Raw genomic sequence first — 22,700 nt, 5'->3', positions numbered from 1 at the left:
TATCTGTCAGGCTGCCTGACAGAAACACCGACCGGGAGACATCATGACGGCAGAGTTCGCCACCCCCTACCGCCGCGCGTCGCGCATCCCCGCCGAGCCGGGCAAGCCGTACTTCATCGAAAAGGGCGAGGGCGACCGCGCCCACCTCTTCGGCGACCTGTTCACCATCTACGCGGGTGGCGAGCAGACCGAGGGCACGTTCAACTTCTTCACCTGCGAGGGCCCGAAGGGCGACCTCATCCCGGCCCACCTGCACCCCGACACCTACGAGGTGTTCTACGTGACGGCCGGCGCGGTGCGGCTGTTCGTCGAGGACACCGCGGGCAACCAGCAGGAAAAGCTCCTCACCCCCGGCGACTTCGGGTTCGTGCCGAAGAACTGCCCGCACGCCTACCGGATGGAACGGCACCACAGCATGGTCGTCGGCGTGGCCGCCGGTCCGGGCGGGACGTTCGAGCGGTTCTTCGAAAACCTCGGCGTCCCGGCCGAGGAGCTGGGGCTGCCGAAGGTGCCCGCCGTGCCGGAGCCGCACAAGTTCGGCACGGTGCCGCAGCGCTACGACGTGAAGTTCCTCCCGGAGCACCGCTGGCACACCACGCCCTGACCTCGCCGGTACCGTGAGACCACCCCGGCCCGGCTCGGGGTGGTCGTCCGGTCCACGAGGTGATGCATGACCCTGCCCGTCGCCGCCGTCGTCGGCCTGCTCGAGGCCGCCGAGCAGCACACCGACGTCGCTCCGCTGCTGGCCGGTCTCGGCACCGCCGACGCCGAGCGGATCACCTCCGGCATCCGGCGCCTGCGGGCCACCTCGGACCGCCTCCGGCGCCGTGGGCAGGAGCTCGCCGCCCTGTTCTCCTCCGCGCGGGAGCTGGCCGAGCTGCGGGACGTCGACGAGCTGCTGGCCCGGCTGGTGGAGCGGGCGCACGACCTCGTCGGCACGGACGTCACCTACCTGTCGGAGTTCGACGTCGGCAGCCGGGAGCTGCGGGTGCGCACGACGCTGGGCACGGTCGCGCCGTCGTTCCCGGGGCTGCGCGTGCCGCCCGGGATGGGCCTGGCGAGCCAGGTGGTCGAGAGCCGCCGCCCGTGCTGGACCGCCCGGTACGACGCGATGACCCAGGCGCCGCACGACGACCGGATCGACGAGACCGTCGCCGCGGAGGGGCTCGTCTCGCTGCTCGGCGTGCCGCTGCTGGCCGGGGACGAGGTCATCGGGGTGCTGTTCGCCGCCAACCGCGTCGAGCACGCGTTCTCCCCGGAGGAGATCTCGCTGCTGTCGGCGTTCGCCGACCACGCGGCCGTCGTGCTGCAGACCGCCCGGCTGCTGGCCCGCGCGAACACCGCCGCCGACGAAACCCGCCGCGCCTACGGCGAGCTGGCCCGGCACGTGGAGGCGATGGAACGCGCGAGCGAGGTGCACAGCGACCTCACCACGCTCGTCCTCCAGGGCGGCGACGCCACCGAGGTCGCCGGCGCGCTCGGCCGGGCCCTGCGCTGCCGCGTCGCGTTGCTGGACACCGATCACCTCGACGGCGGCGTGCGGGAGGCCGTCGAGCGGAGCCGGCGCAGCGGGCGGTGCGTGCCGGCGGGCGAAGGTGCCTTCGCGGTCGCCGTCGTGGCGGGGCCGACGCTGCTCGGCGCGCTGCTGCTGGAGCAGGGAACCGTCGAGTTCGGGCCCGTGGAGTTCCGCACCGCGGAGCGCGCCGCGCAGATCACCGCGCTGTTGCGCCTCAAGCAGGACGCCCTGATCGAGGCCGAGCAGCGGGTGCGCGGGGATCTGCTCGCCGACCTGCTCTCCGCCGACGCGGACCGGCGTGCCGGTGCCGCCGCCCGCGCCCGCGCGCGCGGGATCCGGCTGGACGGCCCGCGCTCGGTCGTGGTCGTCGCCGTCCCCGCCGACCTGCGCCACCAGGCGGCCCGCGCCCTGCGCCGGACCGGCGACCTGGTCGGCGAGCACGCGGACCACATCGTCGTCCTGACCCCGGTGGAGGACCCGGCCGCCGCGGCGCGGACCGTGCACACCGCCGTCGCGCGATCACTGGCCGCCCCGGTGCTGGCCGTGGGCGCCGCCGCCGGGGACGACCTGCGGGAACCCGTGGAGCAGGCCACGGCGTGCGTGCGCATCCTGCCCGCGCTGGGCGTGGCCGGCGCGGCGGTCACCACCGACGAGTACCTGCCCTACACGGCGCTGTTCGGCCCGGGCGAGGCCCGGGTGTCGGCGTTCGTGCGCCGGGTCCTCGGGCCGGTCCTGGACTGGGACGCCGAGCACTCCGGCACCCTGCTGCCCACGCTCGCCGCCTACCTGGACCACCGGATGAGCCCGGTCGCCACCGCCCGCGCGCTGCACGTGCACAAGAACACCGTGCTGCAGCGGCTGGACCGCGCCGCCGAGCTGCTGGGGGAGGGCTGGCAGGAGCCCGACCGGCTGTTCCGGCTCACCGTCGCCGTCCGGCTCGCCCGCCTTGCCGAACGTCCATAGCCGGGCCGTACGGAGTGGACGTTCGGTCCATTCCCGCTGCCCGGGTGCGGAGCTAGCGTCCTGGGTCGTCACGCAGCCACACGGAAGTGGAAGGGGCGCTATGGCGCGCACCAGTCGTATCCAGGGACTCCGGGATCTGCCCGTCGAGGCCCGGCGCAAGGCCGCCGCCGAGGCGGCCGGGCTCGACCCGGCGTCGCTCGCGGCGTTCGACCCCGGGCACGGGCACGGGCTCGACGCCGTCGCGGCCGACCACATGATCGAAAACGTCGTCGGCATCCTCGGCGTACCGCTGGGGGTGGCCACCAACTTCGTGGTCAACGGCCGGGAGGTGCTGGTCCCGATGGCCACCGAGGAGGCCTCGGTGGTCGCCGCCGCGAGCAACGCCGCCAAGATCGCCCGCGTCCGCGGCGGGTTCCACACGTCCTCGACGGCGCCGATCATGCAGGCGCAGGTGCAGATCGTCGGCGTGCGCGATCCGGAGGCGGGCCGCGTCCGGCTGCTGGAGGCCCGCGACGAGCTGATCGGCCTGGCCAACGCGCAGGACGAGAAGCTCGTCGAGTTCGGTGGTGGCGTGCGGGACATCGCGGTGCGGCTGGTGCCTTCCCGCGCCGGCACCTACGTGGTCGCGCATCTGCAGGTCGACGTGCGCGACGCGATGGGCGCCAACGCGGTGAACACGATGGCCGAAGCGGTCGCCGCGCGCGCCGGGGAGATCGCCGGTGGCCGGGTGCTGCTGCGGATCCTGACCAACAAGGCCGATCTGCGCCTGTCCCGGGCCCGCGCGGTGTTCGACGCCGAATCGCTCGGCGGGCCCGCGGTGGTGGACGACATCGTGCACGCCGCCGCGCTCGCCGAGGCCGATCCCTACCGCGCGGCGACGCACAACAAGGGCATCATGAACGGCATCAGCGCGGTCGTGCTCGCCACCGGCAACGACACCCGCGCGGTCGAGGCCGGCGCCCACTCGCACGCCGTCTCCGAGTCGGGGCGGTACACGTCGTTGTCCCGCTTCGAAAAGGACGCCGACGGCAACGTGGCCGGCACGTTGGAACTGCCGATGCCGGTCGGGCTGGTCGGCGGCGCCACGCGCGTGCACCCGGTGGCGCAGGCCGCGGTCGCCCTGCTCGGCGTGCGGACCGCGACCGAACTGGCGGAGATCGTCACCGCGGTCGGGCTCGCGCAGAACTTCGCCGCGGTGCGGGCACTGGCCACCGAGGGCATCCAGCGCGGGCACATGTCGCTGCACGCCCGCAACATCGCCACCACCGTGGGCGCGACCGCCGCGGAGGTCCCGGCGGTGGTCGCGCGGCTGGTCGCCGACCGGAAGGTCCGCGCCGACCACGCCGGGAAGGTCCTCGCCGAGCTGCGGGCGAAGAGCTGATCATGACCGTCGATCAGCTGCCCGGTCTGCCGTCCGCGGTGACGATCTGGGAGGTGGGCCCGCGCGACGGGCTGCAGAACGAATCCGTGCTCGTGCCGTCCGCGGTGAAGGCCGAGCTGGTGGAACGGCTGGCCGACGCCGGGCACACCGTGATCGAGACGACGAGCCTGGTCCACCCGGACCGGGTGCCGCAGCTGGCCGACGCCGAGGAGGTCCTGCGCCGCCTCGACCGGTGTCCCGGCGTGCGCTACCCGGTGCTGGTGCCCAACCAGCGCGGCCTGGCGCGGGCACTGGACCTCGGCGTCACCGACATCGCCGTGTTCGCCTCGGCCACCGAGAGCTTCGCCAGGGCCAACCTCGGCCGGTCCGTCGGCGAGTCGCTGGAGATGTTCGCGCCGGTGGTCGCCCGCGCCCGGGAGGCGGGGCTCGGCGTGCGCGGCTACCTGTCGATGTGCTGAGGCGACCCGGAGGAGGGCGAGGTCCCGCTGCCCCGGGTGATCGCGGTCGCCACCCGGCTGTTCGCCCTGGGCTGCACCGAACTGAGCCTCGGCGACACGATCGGCGTCGCCACCCCCGGCCGCGTCGTCGCGCTGCTCGACGGGCTCGTCGCCGCGGGCGTCCCGATCGGACGGATCGCGGTGCACTTCCACGACACCTACGGCCAAGCCCTGGCGAACACCCTCGCCGCCCTGCAGCGCGGCGTCACCACCGTGGACGCCTCGGCGGGCGGGCTGGGCGGCTGCCCGTTCGCCCAGAGCGCCACCGGCAATCTCGCCACCGAGGACCTGCTGTGGCAGCTCGACGGGCTCGGCATCCACACCGGTGTCGACCTGACCAAACTCGCCGAAACCAGCGTGTGGCTGGCCGGGCACCTGGGACGGCCCAGCCCCTCCCGCGCCCTGCGCGCGCTCACCGGCGCCTGACCCCTACGGAGAAAAGCCATGGCACTCAACGAAGAGCCGCCCTACGTCGTCGTCTGGAACGACGCCGTCGACCTGCGGCACCTGGCCGCGTCCATCGTGATCTGCGTGGCCGCCGGCCTGCCGGCCTTCCTCGGCGCGAAAGCGTTGTTCGGGGCCGTGGTCGACACGCCTTCGCTGGCCGGTGGCTACGCGCTGCTGGCCGGGCTGGCCGCGTGCGTGCTCGCCGCCGCCGTCTGCGCCCGCCTGTTCCGTCCGAAGCGGACGTTCGGCGCCGAACAGGCCGCGGACCGGGAGGCCGCGCTGGCGGAACTGGAGCGCCTGGGCGGCACCGCCGAGACGTTCGCCGAGCTGCCGCCGCGCGTGCGGGCCGAGATGGCCGAGCTGGGCCTGGTCCGCGAAACCGCGCCGGAGGTGCGGGCATGACCCCGGACCTGCTGTGGGCCCTGGGCATGGGCCTGCTCGGCGCGGTCGTGTTCGCGGCGATCGGCCTGGTCTCCGGCACCGACGAGACCTCCACCCTCGCCCCGGTCACGCTGCTCGTCGTGCTGCTGGGCGTGCCGCCGGCCGGGGTGCTGACGTTCTTCATCGCCGGAGCCGTCAGCAAGCACATGACCCACGCGATCCCCACCACGCTGCTGGGCATCCCGGGGGACACCACCGCGGTGCCGCTGCTCGACGACGCGACCGCGCTGCGCCGCCTCGGCGCCCCGCACATCGCGCTGCGCAAGGCACTGGCCGGCGGGCTGGTCGCCGCGTTCCTCGCGGTCCCGGTCGCGGTCGGGGTCGCGTCCCTGCTCGCCCCGCTGGCCGGACCGATCAAGACGGTGGCGCCGTTCGTGTTCGGCGCCGCCGCGATCTTCGTCGGCTACTTCTCGCCGGGCCGCTGGGCCAGCATCGCCGCGATCGTGCCGTTCGCGCTGCTGGTGACCGGGCTCAACACGGTCGCCACCGACCAGCTGGACAAGAGCCTGTCGATCAGCTTCTTCCTCGGCATCGCGATCGGGCCGCTCGTGGTGGATCTGCTCATCGCATCCTCCCGCAGCGGGCGGCGCACCCTGGAACGCACCGGGCCGCGCCCGTTCTGGCTCGCCCCGGACAGCGGCACGGGACGGCGCTGGATCCCCAACCCGCTGCGGATCCTCGACGGCAGGCAGGCGGCCGCGACCGCTGCCGCGGCCGGGGTCACCTCCACGACGTTCATGCTCAGCCCGGTCGCCGCGACCGTGCTCGCGGGGGAGATCACCGGGTCCCGGATCAAGCACCCCTACCGCAGGCTCACCACGTTGATGGCGGTCAAGAACGGCACCACGGAGTCGACCTACCTGGCCGAGACGCTCATCCCGCTCGTCGCGTTCGGGTTGCCGCTGAGCCCGGTCGCCGCCGGTCCCGCGGCGGCGCTGTTCAACGCGCCGCCGGTCTACACGGTCAAGGGCGCGGACGGGGGCGTGCACAACCTGCACACCCTGCTCAGCTCCTGGCAGTTCCTGGTGTTCAGCCTGATCGGGGTGGCGATCGCCGGGCTGGTCGTGTACCCGTTCGCGATGCGCTACGCGCGGGCCGCCAGCGGCTGGGTCGCGCGGCGGATCAGCCACGAGGCGCTGATCGGCGCGTTCGTGGCGCTGATCGCGGTGGTGGCCTGGTACGAGGGCGGGCCGCTCGCGCTCGCGGTGAGCCTGACCGTCGGCGCGGTCGGCGGCCTGGCGAACCGCATGCTCGGCATGACCTCCGGCGTGCAGTTCATGGCCTACTACGTCGCCGTGCTGCTGGTGCCGCTCGTCCTCGGCTGAGCACGTGACTGCCCCGCCGCGGCGGACGCGGCGGGGCTCAGGAAGAGATCGCGGATGTTTCGGGAAACGATCGTTCGCGCCTGTCCTCCTTTCGTCGTGGGCCACGGGTTCGTTCACGAGCGCGGAGGCGAGCGCTGACGCCGCCACGGCTGGGACACCCGCTCGGGGCCGCGTGGCCGCCCGGCGGGCTCGGGGAGTGGGATCGCCGGCGGCCGTGGTCGTGGACGCTCCGCTTCGCCGAAGTTGGCGTCGATGATCGCGGCGAACTCGTCCCGCAGCCAGTCCGGGTCGTCGCACACCAGGTCGGCGAACCCGAGCTGCTCCAGCACGTCCGGCATCGCGAATCACTCCCGGGGGAGGTCCTGCGTCCACACCGCTGACACCAATATATGTAGCTCGCGCTGTAGATTCAGTCAAGTCCCCGAAGAAGGTTTGACCTGGAGCGCGGTCCAGCACCTAGCTTCGGCGCCATGACCACGGCACAGCACAAGATCGGATCCGGTTTCGGCGCGTCGACCACCGCCGCCGAGGTCCTGCGCGGCATCGACCTGTCCGGCAAGCTCGCGATCGTCACCGGTGGCTACTCCGGCCTCGGCCTGGAGACCACCCGGGCACTGGCCGCGGCCGGCGCGCACGTCGTCGTCCCGGCCCGGCGGCCGGACGCGGCCAAGGCGGCGCTGCGCGACCTGGCCGAGGTGGACGAGCTGGACCTGGGCGACCTGGCGAGCGTGCGGGCCTTCGCCGAGCGGTTCCTGGCGTCCGGGCGTCGCATCGACATCGTGATCGGCAGCGCCGCGATCATGGCCTGCCCGGAGACGCGGGTCGGGCCCGGCTGGGAGGCCCAGTTCGCGACCAACCACCTGGGCCACTTCGCGCTGGTGAACCGCCTCTGGCCGGCGATCGCGCCGGGCGCCCGGGTCGTGTCCGTTTCCTCGCGCGGCCACCACTTCTCCGCCATCCGCTGGGACGACCTCTGGTTCGAGCGGGGCTACGACAAGTGGCAGGCGTACGGGCAGGCCAAGACGGCGAACGCGTTGTTCGCGGTGCAGCTGGACAAGCTGGGGGAGCCGTCCGCGGTGCGGGCGTTCTCGGTGCACCCGGGCAGCATCCTGACGCCGTTGCAGCGGCACATCCCGCTGGAGGAGCAGATCGCGAACGGCTGGGTCGACGAGAACGGCGAGCCGATCGCCGACTGGTTCAAGACCCCGGAACAGGGCGCGGCGACGCAGGTGTGGGCCGCGACGTCGCCGGGGCTGGCCGGAATGGGCGGCGTGTACTGCGAGGACTGCGACATCGCCGAGCCCGCCTCCGGTGACCCGCTCCCGTCGGGCCCGGGCCGCCCGGCGATGTTCCTGGGCGTCCGCGACTACGCGGTGGACCCGCAGCAGGCGGACCGGCTGTGGACGCTGTCGGCGGAGCTGACCGGGGTGAACGCGTTCGCGTAGGTGGAACCCGGGTCCCGGCCGCGCCCCCCGGGCGACCGGGACCCGGAAGCCGCCCCGCCCCGGCACCGCGGCGGTTCGCCTCAGCTGGAACCCGGGTCCCGGCCGCCCCGTCGACAGCCGGGACCCGGAAGCCTCACGACAGGTGGTGCACCTCCTGCAGCCCGTACACCGGTGTCGGAATCCCCTCGTACCTCGCCTTCAGCTGCAGCGCCAGGTACAGCGAGTAGTGCCGCGACTGGTGCAGGTTCCCGCCGTGGAACCACAACCCGGGTTGCTGCGTGGGCTTCCACATGTTCCGCTGCTCGCCCTCCCACGGCCCCGGGTCCTTCGTCGTCCCCGAGCCCAGGCCCCAGCACTTGCCGACCCGGTCGGCCATCTCCTGCCCGGCGATGTCGGCGACCCACCCGTTCATCGACCCGTACCCGGTCGCGTACACCACCAGGTCGGCCTTCAGCTCCGTCCCGTCGGACAGCACCACGGCGTCCCGCGCCAGGTGGTCGACCTGCCCGCGCACCAGCTTGATGTCACCGCCGGCGACCAGCTCGGACGCGCCGACGTCGATGTAGTAGCCGGACCCGCGCCGCAGGTACTTCATGAACAGGCCGGACCCGTCGTCGCCCCAGTCGTGCAGGAAACCGGCCTTCTCCAGGCGCTCGTAGAAGTCCGCGTCGCGCTGCTTGATCTGCTCGTACACCGGGATCTGGAACTGGTGCATGATCCGGTAGGGCAGCGACGCGAACACCATGTCGGCCTTGTCGGTGGTGATCCCGTTCGCCACCGCGCGCTCGGAGTACAGGTCGCCGAGGCCGATCTCCATCAGCGAGTCCGACTTCACCACGTGCGTCGAGGACCGCTGCACCATCGTCACGTCCGCGCCGTGCTCCCACAGCGCCGCGCAGATGTCGTGCGCCGAGTTGTTCGACCCGATCACCACGGCCTTCTTGCCCGCGTAGGCGTCCGGCCCCGGGTGTTGCGAAGAGTGGTGCTGCTCGCCTTCGAAGACATCCATCCCGGGGAACGACGGGATGTTCGGCTTGCCCGACATACCGGTGGCGAACACGAGCTGTTTCGGCGTCAGCACCACGGTTTCACCCGCCCGGTCGACGGTGACCGTCCACTGTGCAGTGTCCTCGTCGTAGGAGGCCGACTTCACCTCCGACCGCGTCCAGTACGGCACGTCCATCACCCGGGTGTACATCTCCAGCCAGTCCGCGATCTTGTCCTTCGGCGCGAACACCGGCCAGTTCTCCGGGAACGGCAGGTAGGGCAGGTGGTCGTACCAGACCGGGTCGTGCAGGCACAGGCTCTGGTACCGCTTGCGCCACTGGTCGCCGGGCCGCTCGTGCCGGTCCAGCACCAGCGCCGGCACCCCGAGCTGCCGCAGCCGCGCGCCGAGCGCGATGCCGCCCTGCCCGCCGCCGATCACCACGACGTAGGGCTGGCGCTCGTAGCCGAGTTCGGCCTTCTCCAGCTCACGCTCCTCGGCCCACGACCGGCGGCCCCGGACGACGCCGTGCCGCACGCCCTTCGGCCGGCGTTCGCGCTGCGGCTCCTCGAAGCCCTTCAGCTCGCGCAGGCTCGTCAGGAACGTCCAGGCCCCCTCGTCGGTGAGCCGCAGGTGACCCTTGCCCCGGCCGGTGGCGGTCTCGAACTCCAGCCACGCCTCGGTGACGCCGTCGGCCTCGGTGGGGGTCTCGGTGGTGCGGAAACCCGACGGATCGGTGTCGTCCAGGCAGGCGGACAGCAGGTCGGCGACGCCTTCGCGGCCTTCGACGGTCTTGATGTTCCAGGTGAACGCCACCAGGTCGCGCCAGAAGCTGTCGACCGCGAACAGACCGGCCGCCGCTTCGACGTCGCGGGCCGCGAGCGCGGCCTCGAACCGCGCCAGCCAGGCGTCCACGCGCGCCTGGGGCGACCGCGCCGGCGCCTCCCGGTCGATCGTCTGTGTCATCGCCACTCCTCCTCGCCGTTGGGGATGTAACACCGATCACAGCCGCCCGGAGGGGTGACCGGCAACGGTTGCAGCGAATTGCACGTCTTGGCGCGGGCGTGAGCGGCACCTATGCTCGATCGTCGACGCAGTGGTGCGGAGGTGGAGCGTGAGCGTGCCCGGCGCAGTCCCGCCCGGCCGCAGCCTGCCCGCCTACGCCCGCGACCTGATCCGCATGCACGACGCCGTCATCGCCGGCGGCCGCCCGCCGCTGCGCCCGCGCGACATCGTGTCCCGGTCCTGGGAGCGGGTGATCGGGCTCGGGCTGAAGGCCGACGGCCTCAACGCGCGCGACTGGCTGAGCGAGGACGAGCTGGCCCGGCGGCGGGAGAACTCGCCCCTGCGCGACGCGGTCGGCGACCTCAAGCAGGTGCTCGGCGCGATGCCGCACGTGCTGCTGGTCGTCACCGACGCCGACGGCGTCATCCTGTGGCGCGAGGGCACCCCGGGCGTGCGCCGCCGCGCCGACGACCTCGGCTTCTTCGAGGGCGCGGAGTGGACCGAGGAACGCGTCGGGACCAACGCGATCGGCACCGCGCTGGCCGAGGCCGCCCCGGTCGAGCTGCTCGCGGGCGAGCACTTCGAGCAGAACCAGCACCCGTGGTACTGCACCGCCTCCCCGGTGCACGACCCGCGCACCGGGGACCTGCTCGGCGTGATCGACGTCAGCGGCCCCGCGCTCACCCTGCACCCCGCCATCGGTGCGCTGGTGGACACCGGGCGGCGGCTCGCCGAGGCGCAGATCTGGCGCTGGCACCAGCGGCGGCTCGACCGGTTGCGCCAGGTGGGCGAACCGCTGCTGGCCACCGGCCCCGCGCTGCTGGTCGACGACCACGGCTGGGTCGCCGCCGGCGCGGGCGTGTCGGTGGGCGACCGCATCGCCGCGCCGTCGGCGGGGGAGCCGATCGCGGTGCCCGGGCTCGGCGCGTGCCTGCCCGAGCGGCTGGCCGAGGGCTGGCTGATCCGCCCGGCCGGCCCCGACCGCCGGGTGACGCTCGATCTGGACCTGACGCACACGCCGCTGCTGACCCTGCAGGGCGGCGACGCGGGCTGGCGGCGCAAGGTGACGCGCCGCCACGCGGAAATCCTGGTGCTGCTGCACCGCGCCGGCCCCGCGGGCCTGTCGGCGGAGGCGCTGAGCCGCGCGCTGTACGGGGACGCCGAGCACGTCGTCACGGTGCGCGCGGAGATCTCCCGCCTCCGGCGGCTGCTGGGCGCCCTGGTGGACACGCGCCCCTACCGGCTGGCCGAGGGCGTGCGGATGACGGTGCGCTGACGGCCCGGTCCGGCTGTGAAAATGCCGAGCCTCATCGCGGTGCCGCGCGCTACCGTCCGGCCATGGACTACTTCGGCGAGGAGGTCGCCGCGACCTACGACGAGTCGGAGGCGGCCGAGTTCGACCCCGCCGTGGTGGACTCGACCGTTGCCTTCCTGGCTGGGCTGGCCGGCGACGGCGCGGCCCTCGAACTGGGCATCGGCACCGGCCGGATCGCGTTGCCGCTGGCGGCCCGCGGCGTGCCGGTGCACGGCATCGACCTGTCCCGCGCCATGGTGGCCCGGCTGCGCGCCAAACCCGGCGGCGACGCGATCGGCGTGACCATCGGCGACTTCGCGACGACGACCGCGCCGGGGACGTTCGCGGTCGCCTACCTGGTGTTCAACACGATCATGAACCTGACCACCCAGGCGGAGCAGGTCGCGTGCTTCCGCAACGCCGCTGCGCACCTCGAACCCGGCGGCTGCTTCGTCGTCGAGGTCGGGGTTCCCGCGCTGCGGCAGCTCCCGCCCGGCCAGACCGTCGTGCCGTTCCGCGTCGGCGCGACGAGCTGGGCCTACGACGTGTACGACGTGGCCACGCAGGCGATGAGCTCGAACTACGTCGACGTCACCGGTGGTCGTGGCGCGTTCCGGTCGATCCCGTTCCGCTACGTGTGGCCCGCCGAGCTGGACCTGATGGCCGAGCTGGCCGGGATGCGGCTGCGGGAGCGGTGGGCGGACTGGACGCGCGAGCCGTTCACCGGGGAGAGCCGCAAGCACGTCTCGGTGTGGCAGAAGCCCTGACTCACTCGCCGCGCATCTCGCGGCGGATCTCCGCCAGCTTGTCCCGCGCGGCGCGGTCCCGGTCGGCCAGCTTCTCCTCGAACGCCGCCGCCTCCGGGGTCTCCCCGGCCAGCTCCGTCGACCCGAGGGCCGTGGCGTGGCGGTTCTCGATGCGGTCGCGCACGAAGTCGAAGCTCGGCACGCCGGATTCGGTGTAGTCGCCCTCGGGCGTGGTTTCGTCGGGCACGGTGTCCCCTCTCGTCGGTCTCCCCATTGTGCGCCAGGCGGAGCCGGCCGGAGGGGCAGCCCGAGTTCTGGCTGAGTTCGCCCGCGGCGGCGAGACACGCGAGCTGCACGTGGCCTTCCGCGCGCCCGGCCGGGACGCGGTGGACGCCGTGCACGCCGCGGCGGTCGAGGCGGGTGTCGAGGTGCTGCACGAGCCGCGCGAGTGGCCGGAGTACCACCCGGGCTACTACGCGGTGTTCCTGCGCGACCCCGACGGCCACAACGTGGAGGCGGTGCACCACGGCTGAGGCCCCCGCGGGACTCGGGGCTGGTGCGCGACGCCGCCCGCATCCCGCCGCCCATCGAACCGCTCCTCGCCGCCTACGAGTACGACGGCGGTCAAGGCCGTCTTCGCCGAGGCCGCCGTCCGCAGAGCCGGTGGCCCGGCTTCCGGGGCTAGCGCAATCCGTGTATTGAGATATGCTCTTCGGCTAGTGAAACCCAGCGAAGTCGAGGTCTCATGATCGGTTCCGAGCGCGGCCCGGCGCTGTGCCAGGCGGAATGCGTGGGCACCGCAGGCAGCGAACTCGGCGAGTCGCCGCTGTGGGACCCCGCGGGGGTCCTGTACTGGGTCGACATCCCCGGCCGGCGGCTGCACAACGTGACGCCGTCCGGGTCGGGGATCACGGTCGGGCTGGACACCCGGGTCAGCGCGGTCGAACTCGGCCCTGGCGACGACCTGCTGGCGGTCACCGAACGCGGCCTGGCGTGGCTCGACCCGCGCTCGGGACGGACGTCGCCGATCCTCGAGCTGCCGCTCGAGGCGGGCGCGCGCATGAACGACGCCGCGATCGACCCGCGCGGGCGGTGCTGGGCCGGCTCGGCCACGCACGACGGCCGCCGGATCGGGGCGCTGTTCTGCGTCGCCGGGCGCAGTGTCGCGGTGGCGGTGCGGGGGCTGGGGATGTCGAACGGCCTGGACTGGTCATCCGACGGGCAGGTGCTCTACCACGTCGACACGGCGGCCGGGGAGATCGCGGCGTGGCGCTACCGCCCGGCGACGGGCGAGGTGTCGGGACGGCGGGTGCTGCGGCGCGTGTCGCCCCGGGTGGGGCTGCCGGACGGGCTGACCGTGGACGAGGCGGGAGGCGTGTGGGTGGCGATCTGGGGAGCCGGGCAGGTGTGGCGGCTGGACCCGGTGTCCGGCGACCGCCTCACGACGGTCGACGTGCCCGCGGCGTGCCCGACGAGCTGCGCCTTCGGCGGGCCGGACCTGGACGAACTGTACGTGACGAGCGCCCGGCAGGACGGCGAGGGCGGCCTGCTGTACCGAGCGGAAGTGGGCGTGCGGGGACTGCCGCCGCGCCGTTTCGTGGAGGGCTTCTGACCGGCCGCGAGCCTGGCAGGCCACTGGGTGACGGGGCGCGAGGGCCGGTGCGGTGACGGCAGCCGAGGGGGCTGCCGCCCCCGCCGCGGAGGGGCTTCTCCGGGCTGGTGGCGCGGACCGGCCCGGAGAAGCCCTCGCGGCCCGGGAATCGCCGCGGTCAAGCTCGCCCGCCGCAGCTCGCCCGCGCGGAGCGCCTCGGCGAAGCCCCTCGCCAGCCCCCGCCGAACCCCGCCCGCCTCACCGGTCCAGGCACGGGCGCTTCGGGTCGAAGGTCCAGTCCTTGATCAGGTACTGCATCGCCGCCGCGTCGTCGCGGGTGCCCAGTCCTTCGCGCTGGTACAGCTCGTGCGCCTGCGCCACCTGGTCCCAGTCCAGCTCCACCCCGAGGCCCGGCCGCCGCGGCACCTCGATCTCCCCGTCCTCGATCCGCAGCGGCTCGACCGTCAGGCGCTGGCCGTCCTGCCAGATCCAGTGCGTGTCGATCGCCGTGATGTCGCCCGGGGCGGCCGCCGCGACGTGCGTGAACATCGCCAGCGACACGTCGAAGTGGTTGTTCGAGTGCGAACCCCACGTCAGCCCCCACGCGTCGCACAGCTGCGCGACCCGCACCGAGCCCGCCATCGTCCAGAAGTGCGGGTCCGCCAGCGGGATGTCCACCGCGTCCATCCGCACCGCGTGCCCGAGCTGCCGCCAGTCGGTCGCGATCATGTTCGTCGCCGTGCGCAGGCCGGTCGCCCGCCGGAACTCGGCCATCGTCTCCCGGCCCGAGTACCCGCCCTCCGCGCCACACGGATCCTCCGCGTACGACAACACGTCCCGCAACGACCGGCCCACCCGGATCGCCTCGTCCAGCAGCCACCCGCCGTTCGGGTCCAGCGTGATCCGCGCCGACGGGAACCGCGCGGCCAGCGCCCGCACCGCCGCGGCCTCCTCCTCGGCCGGCAGCACCCCGCCCTTCAGCTTGAAGTCCTGGAACCCGTACCGCGCCTGCGCCGCCTCCGCCAGCCGCACCACGGCCTCCGGCGTCAGCGCCTCCTCGTCGCGCACCCGGAACCACCCGTCACCCGAGCCACCGCGGTACGGCAGGTCGGTGCGCCGCCGGTCACCCACGTAGAACAGGTACCCCAGCACCGGCACCCGGTCGCGCTGCCGCCCCTCGCCGAGCAGCTCCGCCACCGGCACCTCGAGGTGCTGCCCGAGCAGGTCGAGCAGCGCGGCCTCCAGCGCGGTCACCGCGTGGATCGTCACCCGCAGGTCGAACGTCTGCGCGCCGCGGCCACCCGCGTCCCGGTCGGCGAACCGGCGCCGCACCTCGGCCAGCACCGCGTGGTGCCGGCTCACCGGCCGCCCCACCACCAGCGAGCGGGAATCCTCCAAAGTGGACCGGATCGGCTCGCCGCCGGGCACCTCGCCCACCCCGGTGCGGCCCTCGGAATCGGTGAGCACCACCAGGTTCCGGGTGAAGAACGGCGCGTGCGCACCGCTGAGGTTGAGCAGCATGCTGTCCTGACCCGCGACGGGCACCACCCGCATCTCGGTCACCACGGGAACGGTCATGTCGAACGCCTTTCTAGTCGCGGGAGAGCTCGCCGTCGATCCTGCGCCACACGCCTTCCGGGTTGCCGTCGCGCAGCACCGGGGGCAGCAGCGCGGCCGGCACGTCCTGGTAGGCCACCGGCCGCAGGAACCGCTCGATCGCGAGCGAGCCGACCGACGTCGTGCGGGAGTCGGAAGTGGCCGGGAACGGGCCGCCGTGCACCATCGCGTGCCCGACCTCGACCCCGGTGGGCCAGCCGTTGAACAGGATCCGCCCCGCCTTGCGCTCCAGCACCGGCAGCAGCGCGGCGGCCAGCGGCTCGTCGCTCTCGTCGGCGTGCACGGTCGCCGTCAGCTGTCCCTCCAGCGCACGCACCACGGCGAGCAGCTCGGCCTGGTCGGCGCAGCGCACCACCAGCGAGGTCGCGCCGAACACCTCCTCCTGCAGCTCGGGGTCAGCCGTGAACCGCGACCCGTCGACGCTCAGCAGCGCCGCGCCACCACAGGCCACCGACGACCCGGCTTCGCCCCGCGCCAGCTCGGTCACCCCCGGCCGCCCGGCCAGCCGGTCCCGGCCGCTCGCATACGCGCCGGCGATGCCCAGCGTCAGCATCGTCCCGCCCGCGTCGCCGCGCACCGCCTCCGCCGCCGCGGACACGAACTCGTCCAGCCCGGGCCCCTCGACGGCCAGCACCAGGCCCGGGTTCGTGCAGAACTGGCCAGCACCCAGCGTCAGCGAGCCGACGAACGCCGTGCCCAGCTCCGCACCGCGCGCGGCCAGCGCACCCGGCAGCAGCACCACCGGGTTCACGCTGCTCATCTCCGCGTACACCGGGATCGGCTGGGGCCGGGAGGCCGCCGCGGCGACCAGCGCCAGCCCCGCGCGACGCGACCCGGTGAACCCCACCGCCTGGATCCGCGGATCGGTCACCAGCTGCGTGCCCAGCTCCGGCCCGTCCCCGACGAGCTGCGTGAACACGCCCTCGGGCAACCCGCACGCCACCACCGCGGCCCGCACCGCGGACGCGACCAGCTCGGACGTGCCCAGGTGCGCGTCGTGCGCCTTCACCACGACCGGGCAGCCCGCGGCCAGCGCGGACGCGGTGTCCCCGCCCGCGACGGAGAACGCCAGCGGGAAGTTGCTCGCGCCGAACACCGCGACCGGCCCCAGCGGCACCCGCCGTTGCCGGATGTCCGCGCGCGGCAGGGGAGTGCGGTCCGGTTGTGCCGGGTCGATGCGTGCCCCGTGCCAGCTGCCCTCGCGCAGCGTCGCGGCGAACAGCCGCAGCTGCCCGGTCGTGCGGCTGGCCTCACCGGTCAGCCGCGCCTCCGGCAGCCCCGTCTCCAGCACCGCCCGCTCGACGATCGGCCCGGCCAGCGCGCTGATCTCGTCCGCGATCCGCTCCAGGAACGCCGCCCGCGTTGCCGAGTCCGTGGCGCGGTAGACGTCGAACGCCTCCTCCGCCAGGGCAGCGGCCCGCGCCACCTCGGCCGCCCCGCCGTAGCGGTAGCCGGGCGCCAGTTCCACGCCGGTGCGCGGGTCGCGCGAGCGGACCTCCTTGCCGGAGCCGCGCACCCGCGCCGCTCCGACGAACATCTCCCCGGTCAGCATCAGGCCACCCCCTCGATCAGCGTGGTCAGCGCCGCCAGCTCGTCCGGCGTCAGGTCGCTCAGCGGCGGGCGGACCGGCCCGGCGGGATGGCCGGTCGCGGTCATGCCGGCCTTCACGATGCTCACCGCGTACCCGGCCTTCCGGTTGCGGATTTCCACGTACGGCAGCACGAACTCCTTCAGCATGCGCCGCACCTCGTCCCGCCGCTCCGCCCGCACCGCGGCGTAGAAGGCCAGCGCGAACTCCGGCACGAAGTTGAAGATCGCCGACGAGTAGGTGGTGACACCCAGTTCGAGGTAGGGCAGCGCGAACGTCTCGGCCGTGGGCAGCCCGCCGATGTAGGTGAGGCGGTCGCCGAGCCGGGCGTGGATCTTCGTGATGGCCTCGACGTCGCCGACGCCGTCCTTGTACCCGACGAGGTTCGGGCAGTCGGCGGCCAGCGCGTCCACGGTCTCGGCGCTGTACTTGGCGTTGGCGCGGCTGTAGACGATCACGCCGAGCGAGGTGGCCGCGCACACCGCGCGCACGTGCTCGGCCAGGCCGTCCTGGGGCGCCTCGGTGAGGTAGGGCGGGAACAGCAGGACGCCGTCCGCGCCCGCCCGCTCGGCCGCGCGGGCGAACTCGATCGCGGCCGCCGTGCTCTGCCCCGCGGGGGCGACGATCGGCGTGCCCTCCGGGGCGCTCTCCACCGCGGCGCGCACCACGCGGTCCACTTCGGACGGGGTGAGCGAGAAGAACTCCCCGGTCCCGCCCGCGGCGAACAACCCGGCCACCTCGTACTTGCCCAGCCGGGCGATGTTGTCGCGGTAGGCGGGCTCGTCGAAGTTCAGCTCGCGGTCGAAGTGCGTGACCGGGAACGACAGCAGGCCGGAGCCCAGCCGCCGGGCGAGCTCGGTCGGGGTGAACGTCATGACTTCTCTCCAACGGTCTCTCGGAGGGTTACCGGGGGCGCCACGACCCGGTCGCGGCGCAGGAACAGCACGAGGACGGCGGCGACCAGGCACGCGGCGGCCAGGGCGTACAGGCCCCAGGTCACCTCACCGGTCGCCTCCTTGATCAGGCCGAAGCCGTAGGGCGCGACGAACCCGCCGAGGTTGCCCAGCGAGTTGATGATCGCCACCGCCGAGGCCAGGGCCAGCGGATGCACGCTGCCCTGCGGGATCGTCCAGAACAGCGGGCTGGCGCTCTTGAAGCCCATCGCCGCGACGCACAGGAACACCAGCGCGAGCACCGGCGAGACGATCGCCGCGAGGTAGGTGCCGGCCGCGGCGACGACGAGCGCGCCGATCAGCAGCGGCTTGCTGCGGCCCAGCTTGTCCGACGCGCGCCCGGTGAAGTACATCGCGACGACCGCGCAGATCCACGGCAGCGACGACAGCAGGCCGACGGTGATGTCGTTCGTGCCCTCGATGCGGCGGATGATGTTCGGCAGCCAGAACGTGTTCGCGTAGATGGACAGCTGGATCGCGAAGTAGATCACGCAGAAGACCAGGATCTGCGGCTGCACCAGCAGGCGCCAGCGCGACACCGAGCCGCTCGCCGCGGTGGACCGGCGGGCCTCGTCCTCCTGCTCGATGGCCGCCGCCAGCGCGTCCTGCTCCGGTCGGCTCAGCCACTTCGCGTCGGTGATCCGGCTGTCCAGCCGTGTGTAGGCGATCAGGCCGACCACCACCGACAGCAGCCCCTCCAGCCCGAACAGCCACTGCCAGCCGGCCGCGCCGAGGAAGCCGTGCAGCGACAGCAGCGGCCCGGACAGCGGGCCGGACACCGCGGCGGCGATCGACGAGCCCGCGACGAACAGCGCGGTCGCCCGGCCGCGGTGCGAGCTGGGCAGCCAGCGGGAGAAGAAGTAGATGATCGCCGGGAAGAACCCGGCCTCGGCGGCGCCGAGCAGGAACCGCAGCACGTAGAACGACGTGGGCCCCTGCACGAACGTCATCGCGGCGGACACCAGGCCCCAGCTGACCATGATCCGGGTCAGCCAGATCTTCGGCCCGTAGCGCTCCATCAGCATGTTGCTGGGCAGTTCGAAGATCGCGTAGGCGATGAAGAACAGGCCGGCGCCCAGGCCGTAGGCGGCCGCGCCGATGCCGACGTCGGCTTCCAGGTGCTCCTGGGCGTACCCGATGTTGGAGCGGTTGAGCTGGTTGCAGATCAGCATCACGACGAACAGCGGGACGACGCGGCGGAAGACCTTGCCGACCGCGGCGTCGAGCGGCCCGGCGGTGGGGAGGGAGGACATCGGTGACCTCTCGATGGACTGGGGATGTTCGGTTTCCTGACGGTAGGTGCCACCGGCGATACCAGTCCAACACCGTTGTTGCATCCGATGATACCTTTCCGGCATGGAGTTCTCGTTCGGCCAGCTCGAGGGCTTCGTCGCCGTCGCCGAGGAACGTCATTTCGGCCGCGCCGCCGAGCGCCTTTCCATGACGCAGCCGCCGCTGAGCAGGCAGATCCAGAAACTGGAGCGGTCGGTCGGCGCACAGCTGCTGGACCGCGACAGCCGCGGCGTGCGGCTCACCGCGGCCGGGGAGGCGTTCCTGGTCGACGCCCGGCGGTTGCTCGCGCTCGCCGGGCGTGCCCCCGACCTCGCGCGGCGCATCGCGGCTGGCGAGGCCGGCTCGATCCGCATCGGGTTCACTGGCGCCTCGGCCTTCGGGGTGCTCGGCCGCGTGCTCAACACGATCGGCGGCCGGCTGCCGGACCTGCGCGTGGAACTGTCCGAAATGGTCACCGGCGAACAGGTCGCCGCGCTGGCCAACGGCGAGATCGATCTCGGACTGGCGCGCCCGCCGTTCGACACCGAGACCTTCGCCTCCCGCCCGGTGCACCGGGAACGGCTCGTGCTGTGCGTGCCGGCGGGGCACCGGCTCGCGGGCGCCGGGCCGGTCGCCCCGGACGACCTGGCGAACGAGCCGCTGATCATGCACTCGGCGGTCAAGGCGCGCTACTTCTACGACCTCGTGGTCGGGCTGGTGCCGATCGCGCACCGCAACGTGGTCCACGCGGTGAGCCAGATCCAGACGATGATCTGGCTGGTCGCCGCCGGGCGGGGCGTGGCGTTCGTGCCCGAGTCGGCGACGCGGATGCGGATCGACGGCGTGGCCTGGGCCGAGCTCGGCGGGCTGCCGGACCGGCCGGTCGAACTGCACCTGCTGTGGGCGCGCGAGTCGGCGAACCCGGCACTGTCCACTGTGCTCACCGCGCTGGAACCGCTCACGGCCGAGCTGACCTGAGCGATGCCGTGCGGGTATCACCCGATGTTCAAACAGTCTTGGACGGGAATCAACGCACCGCCCTAACCTCCTGACACACTCCAACGCAGGAGGACACCGATGCCGGACACCGAGACGGCGCAGGCCGTGGCGCGCCCCGCGACCGGCCGCCGCCGCATCCCCACCCGGTACCTCGTTCTCGCCCTGATCTTCGTCATCACCGCGATCAACTACGCCGACCGCAGCAGCCTGTCGATCACCGGCAGCAGCCTGCAGGCCGACCTCGGCTTCAGCACCGTCCAGCTCGGCTACATCTTCTCCGCGTTCAGCTGGGCCTACGTGGCCGGGCAGCTGCCCGGCGGGATGCTGCTGGACCGCTTCGGCGCGCGCCGCATCTACGCGCTGAGCCTCGCGCTGTGGACCGTGGTCACCGCCGCGATCAGCCTGGTCGGGCTGATCACCACGCCGGTACTGGTGGCCGTGACGATCGTGTTCGCGCTCCGGCTGCTGCTCGGCGTGTTCGAGTCACCGGCGTTCCCGGCCAACGCGCGGGTGGCGGCCACCTGGTTCCCCACCGCCGAACGCGGCCGCGCCACCGCGGTGTTCAACTCCGCGCAGTACTTCGCGACCGCGCTGTTCGCGCCGGTGATGGGGTGGATCACGCACCAGTTCGGCTGGCGCTGGGTGTTCGTCATGCTCGGCGTGCTCGGGCTCGCGCTGGCGCTGCTGTGGTCGCGGTGGATGGACTCGCCGCGCCGGCACCGCCGCGTCACCGGGGCCGAGCTGGAGACCATGACCACCGGTGGCGCCCTGGTCGACCTGGACGACGCGCGCACCCGCGCCGAGCAGCGCGCCCCGCTGGACCGCCGCACGATCGCGCGGATCTTCTCCACCCGCCCGCTGTGGGGTGTGTACCTGTCGCAGTACGCGGTCAACGCGCTGACCTACTTCTTCATCACGTGGTTCCCGGTCTACCTGGTCAAGGGGCGCGGGTTGTCGTTGCTGGAGGTCGGGTTCGTGGCCGCGCTGCCCGCGCTGTGCGGGTTCGCCGGCGGGCTGGCCGGCGGGTTCGCCTCGGACGCGTTGCTGCGCCGGGGGAAGTCGCTGACGGCGGCGCGCAAGATCCCGTCGGTGATCGGCATGGTGCTGGCGACCAGCATCGCGTTGTGCAGCCTGACCGACAGCAGCGCGCTGATCGTGGCGATCATGACGCTGGCGTTCTTCGGCAAGGGCGTCGGCTCGCTGGGCTGGGCGATCACCACCGACATCGCGCCGCCGCAGGCGATGAGTTTCGTCAGCTCGACGATGAACGCGTTCGGCAACGCGGCCGGGATCGTCACGCCCATCGTCATCGGCTACACCGTGCAGGCCACGGGTTCGTTCGACACCGCGCTGTGGTTCGTCGCCGCGCACGGCGTGCTGGCCCTCGCCGGGCTCGCCGTGATGGGCAAGATCCGCCGCATCGAGTTCGACACCAGGGAGCAGACCGCATGAACGCCACCCTCGACCGCATCACCCGGGTACGGATCTCGTCGGTGACGCTGCCGCTGGCGACCCCGATCAGCGACGCGAAAGTCCTCACCGGACGGCAGAAACCGATGACCGAGGTGGCGATGCTGTTCGCCGAGATCACCACCGAGGCCGGGCTGGAGGGCGTCGGGTTCAGCTACTCGAAGCGGGCCGGCGGGCCGGGCCAGTTCGCGCACGCCCGCGAGATCGCACCGGTGCTGCTCGGCGAGGATCCCAGCGACATCGCCAAGATCTGGGACAAACTGGTGTGGGCGGGCGCGTCCGTCGGGCGCAGCGGCTTGCCCGTGCAGGCGATCGCGGCGTTCGACGTGGCGTTGTGGGACCTGAAAGCCAAGCGGGCCGGGCTGCCGCTGGCGAAACTGCTCGGCGCGCACCGGGATTCGGTGCGCTGCTACAACACCTCCGGCGGGTTCCTGCACTCGCCGATCGAGGAGGTGGTCGACCGCGCGGCCGCGGCCGTCGAGCGGGGCATCGGCGGCATCAAGATCAAGGTGGGCCACCCCTCGCACGAGACCGACCTGGCCCGGGTGACGGCGGTGCGGGACAAGATCGGCGACGTCCCGCTGATGGTCGACGCGAACCAGCAGTGGGACCGCGCGGCGGCGCGCCGGATGTGCCGTGCGCTGGAGCCGCTGGACCTGGTGTGGATCGAGGAGCCGCTGGACGCCTACGACTTCGAGGGGCACGCGCGGCTGTCGGCGGCGTTCGACACCCCGATCGCGACGGGCGAGATGCTCGCGAGCGCGGGGGAGCACGCCGAGCTGATCCGGGCTCGTGGCGCGGACGTCGTGCAGCCGGACGCGCCGCGGGTCGGGGGCATCACGCAGTTCCTGAAGGTGATGGCCCTGGCCGACCACGCGCACCTGGGGCTGGCGCCGCACTTCGCGATGGAGATCCACATCCACCTGGCGGCCGCCTACCCGCGCGAGCCGTGGGTCGAGCACTTCGAATGGCTGGACCCGCTGTTCGACGAGCATCTGGAAATCGCGGACGGCCGGATGCACCTGTCCGGACGCCCCGGCCTGGGCGTGACGATCAGCGAGCAGGCCCGCGCGTGGACGGTGGCCCGCGAGGAGGTGCGGGTCTAGCGGAATTCCGTTGCGCCGGGCGGGAGACACCGATGCGGCCGGCGCCGGACCCGGAGCGC

The 22,700-nt window shown here is 73.1% G+C and carries 20 protein-coding genes and 1 pseudogene; 14 read left to right on the top strand and 7 right to left on the bottom strand.

Annotation, left to right across the window (positions count from 1 at the left end):
- Positions 1-43 precede the first annotated feature (43 nt).
- From L1857_RS25070 to L1857_RS25045, 6 genes and pseudogenes are all read left to right on the top strand, one after another.
- A complete protein-coding gene (locus L1857_RS25070; protein WP_094008523.1) occupies positions 44-604 on the top strand; it encodes a quercetin 2,3-dioxygenase in 561 nt (186 codons plus the stop codon).
- A gap of 66 nt (positions 605-670) precedes the next feature.
- Positions 671-2,479, top strand: coding sequence for a helix-turn-helix domain-containing protein (locus L1857_RS25065; RefSeq protein ID WP_249466453.1), 1,809 nt, complete (start codon positions 671-673; stop codon positions 2,477-2,479).
- A complete protein-coding gene (locus L1857_RS25060) occupies positions 2,463-3,860 on the top strand; it encodes a hydroxymethylglutaryl-CoA reductase, degradative (RefSeq protein WP_283258024.1) in 1,398 nt (465 codons plus the stop codon). Before L1857_RS25065 ends, L1857_RS25060 begins: the two co-directional genes overlap by 17 nt.
- A 2-nt stretch (positions 3,861-3,862) precedes the next feature.
- Positions 3,863-4,783: pseudogene (locus tag L1857_RS25055) on the top strand (hydroxymethylglutaryl-CoA lyase).
- Positions 4,784-4,801: 18 nt separating this feature from the next.
- Positions 4,802-5,206 (top strand): hypothetical protein, encoded by a 405-nt coding sequence (locus tag L1857_RS25050; RefSeq protein WP_094008527.1) that lies wholly within the window; start codon positions 4,802-4,804, stop codon positions 5,204-5,206.
- Positions 5,203-6,570, top strand: a complete 1,368-nt coding sequence (locus L1857_RS25045) for a tripartite tricarboxylate transporter permease (RefSeq protein ID WP_116110386.1) — start codon at positions 5,203-5,205, stop codon at positions 6,568-6,570. Before L1857_RS25050 ends, L1857_RS25045 begins: the two co-directional genes overlap by 4 nt.
- 113 nt (positions 6,571-6,683) lie before the next feature.
- Here the strand turns inward: L1857_RS25045 and L1857_RS25040 are convergent, their stop codons facing one another.
- Positions 6,684-6,908 carry a hypothetical protein gene (locus L1857_RS25040; protein ID WP_094008529.1) on the bottom strand — a complete coding sequence of 75 codons (225 nt, stop codon included), beginning with the start codon at positions 6,906-6,908 and terminating at the stop codon, positions 6,684-6,686.
- 132 nt (positions 6,909-7,040) lie between these two features.
- Between L1857_RS25040 and L1857_RS25035 the strand changes: the two genes are divergently transcribed.
- On the top strand, positions 7,041-8,015 hold the full coding sequence (locus L1857_RS25035) for an SDR family NAD(P)-dependent oxidoreductase (protein ID WP_094008530.1): 975 nt from the start codon (positions 7,041-7,043) through the stop codon (positions 8,013-8,015).
- A gap of 133 nt (positions 8,016-8,148) precedes the next feature.
- Here L1857_RS25035 and L1857_RS25030 read toward each other — a convergent pair whose 3' ends face one another.
- Positions 8,149-9,966 (bottom strand): NAD(P)/FAD-dependent oxidoreductase, encoded by a 1,818-nt coding sequence (locus tag L1857_RS25030; RefSeq protein WP_249466448.1) that lies wholly within the window; start codon positions 9,964-9,966, stop codon positions 8,149-8,151.
- 148 nt (positions 9,967-10,114) lie between these two features.
- On the opposite strand from L1857_RS25030, the gene L1857_RS25025 reads away from it, so the two are divergent.
- Both L1857_RS25025 and L1857_RS25020 read left to right on the top strand, forming a co-directional pair.
- Positions 10,115-11,281, top strand: coding sequence for a helix-turn-helix domain-containing protein (locus tag L1857_RS25025; RefSeq protein WP_094008532.1), 1,167 nt, complete (start codon positions 10,115-10,117; stop codon positions 11,279-11,281).
- Positions 11,282-11,343: 62 nt separating this feature from the next.
- Positions 11,344-12,066 carry a class I SAM-dependent DNA methyltransferase gene (locus L1857_RS25020; RefSeq protein ID WP_116110389.1) on the top strand — a complete coding sequence of 241 codons (723 nt, stop codon included), beginning with the start codon at positions 11,344-11,346 and terminating at the stop codon, positions 12,064-12,066.
- Position 12,067: 1 nt separating this feature from the next.
- Here L1857_RS25020 and L1857_RS25015 read toward each other — a convergent pair whose 3' ends face one another.
- The gene (locus tag L1857_RS25015; protein WP_094008534.1) at positions 12,068-12,292 is read right to left on the bottom strand and encodes a hypothetical protein; all 225 of its coding nucleotides are present in this window, start codon (positions 12,290-12,292) and stop codon (positions 12,068-12,070) included.
- Here L1857_RS25015 and L1857_RS25010 point away from each other — a divergent pair.
- Positions 12,276-12,578 carry a VOC family protein gene (locus L1857_RS25010; protein WP_205413218.1) on the top strand — a complete coding sequence of 101 codons (303 nt, stop codon included), beginning with the start codon at positions 12,276-12,278 and terminating at the stop codon, positions 12,576-12,578. The genes L1857_RS25015 and L1857_RS25010 overlap by 17 nt on opposite strands.
- Positions 12,579-12,790: 212 nt before the next feature.
- Positions 12,791-13,657, top strand: a complete 867-nt coding sequence (locus tag L1857_RS25005; protein ID WP_116110390.1) for an SMP-30/gluconolactonase/LRE family protein — start codon at positions 12,791-12,793, stop codon at positions 13,655-13,657.
- Positions 13,658-13,894: 237 nt separating this feature from the next.
- Here the strand turns inward: L1857_RS25005 and gudD are convergent, their stop codons facing one another.
- The 4 genes from gudD to L1857_RS24985 are packed head-to-tail and all read right to left on the bottom strand — an operon-like array spanning position 13,895 to position 19,047.
- On the bottom strand, positions 13,895-15,214 hold the full coding sequence (gudD, locus tag L1857_RS25000; protein ID WP_249466445.1) for a glucarate dehydratase: 1,320 nt from the start codon (positions 15,212-15,214) through the stop codon (positions 13,895-13,897).
- A 13-nt stretch (positions 15,215-15,227) separates the two neighbouring features.
- The gene (locus L1857_RS24995; protein WP_249466442.1) at positions 15,228-16,805 is read right to left on the bottom strand and encodes an aldehyde dehydrogenase (NADP(+)); all 1,578 of its coding nucleotides are present in this window, start codon (positions 16,803-16,805) and stop codon (positions 15,228-15,230) included.
- Positions 16,805-17,716 carry a 5-dehydro-4-deoxyglucarate dehydratase gene (kdgD, locus tag L1857_RS24990; RefSeq protein WP_094008538.1) on the bottom strand — a complete coding sequence of 304 codons (912 nt, stop codon included), beginning with the start codon at positions 17,714-17,716 and terminating at the stop codon, positions 16,805-16,807. The genes L1857_RS24995 and kdgD overlap by 1 nt, the downstream gene beginning before the upstream one ends.
- A complete protein-coding gene (locus L1857_RS24985; RefSeq protein WP_116112145.1) occupies positions 17,713-19,047 on the bottom strand; it encodes an MFS transporter in 1,335 nt (444 codons plus the stop codon). The genes kdgD and L1857_RS24985 overlap by 4 nt, the downstream gene beginning before the upstream one ends.
- Positions 19,048-19,150: 103 nt before the next feature.
- Between L1857_RS24985 and L1857_RS24980 the strand changes: the two genes are divergently transcribed.
- The 3 genes from L1857_RS24980 (at position 19,151) to L1857_RS24970 (ending at position 22,641) form a co-directional block, all read left to right on the top strand.
- Positions 19,151-20,044 (top strand): LysR family transcriptional regulator, encoded by an 894-nt coding sequence (locus L1857_RS24980; protein ID WP_094008540.1) that lies wholly within the window; start codon positions 19,151-19,153, stop codon positions 20,042-20,044.
- Between the two features lie 99 nt (positions 20,045-20,143).
- Positions 20,144-21,517 carry an MFS transporter gene (locus tag L1857_RS24975; RefSeq protein ID WP_094008541.1) on the top strand — a complete coding sequence of 458 codons (1,374 nt, stop codon included), beginning with the start codon at positions 20,144-20,146 and terminating at the stop codon, positions 21,515-21,517.
- Positions 21,514-22,641 (top strand): L-talarate/galactarate dehydratase, encoded by a 1,128-nt coding sequence (locus tag L1857_RS24970; RefSeq protein WP_116112140.1) that lies wholly within the window; start codon positions 21,514-21,516, stop codon positions 22,639-22,641. Before L1857_RS24975 ends, L1857_RS24970 begins: the two co-directional genes overlap by 4 nt.
- The last annotated feature ends 59 nt before the right edge of the window (positions 22,642-22,700 follow it).

It is taken from the genome of Amycolatopsis thermalba (assembly GCF_023376025.1).
Taxonomy (GTDB): Bacteria; Actinomycetota; Actinomycetes; order Mycobacteriales; family Pseudonocardiaceae; genus Amycolatopsis_E; species Amycolatopsis_E thermalba.
Note: the sequence above shows the minus strand (reverse complement) of the source record. Positions and strands in the feature narration are given on the sequence as shown.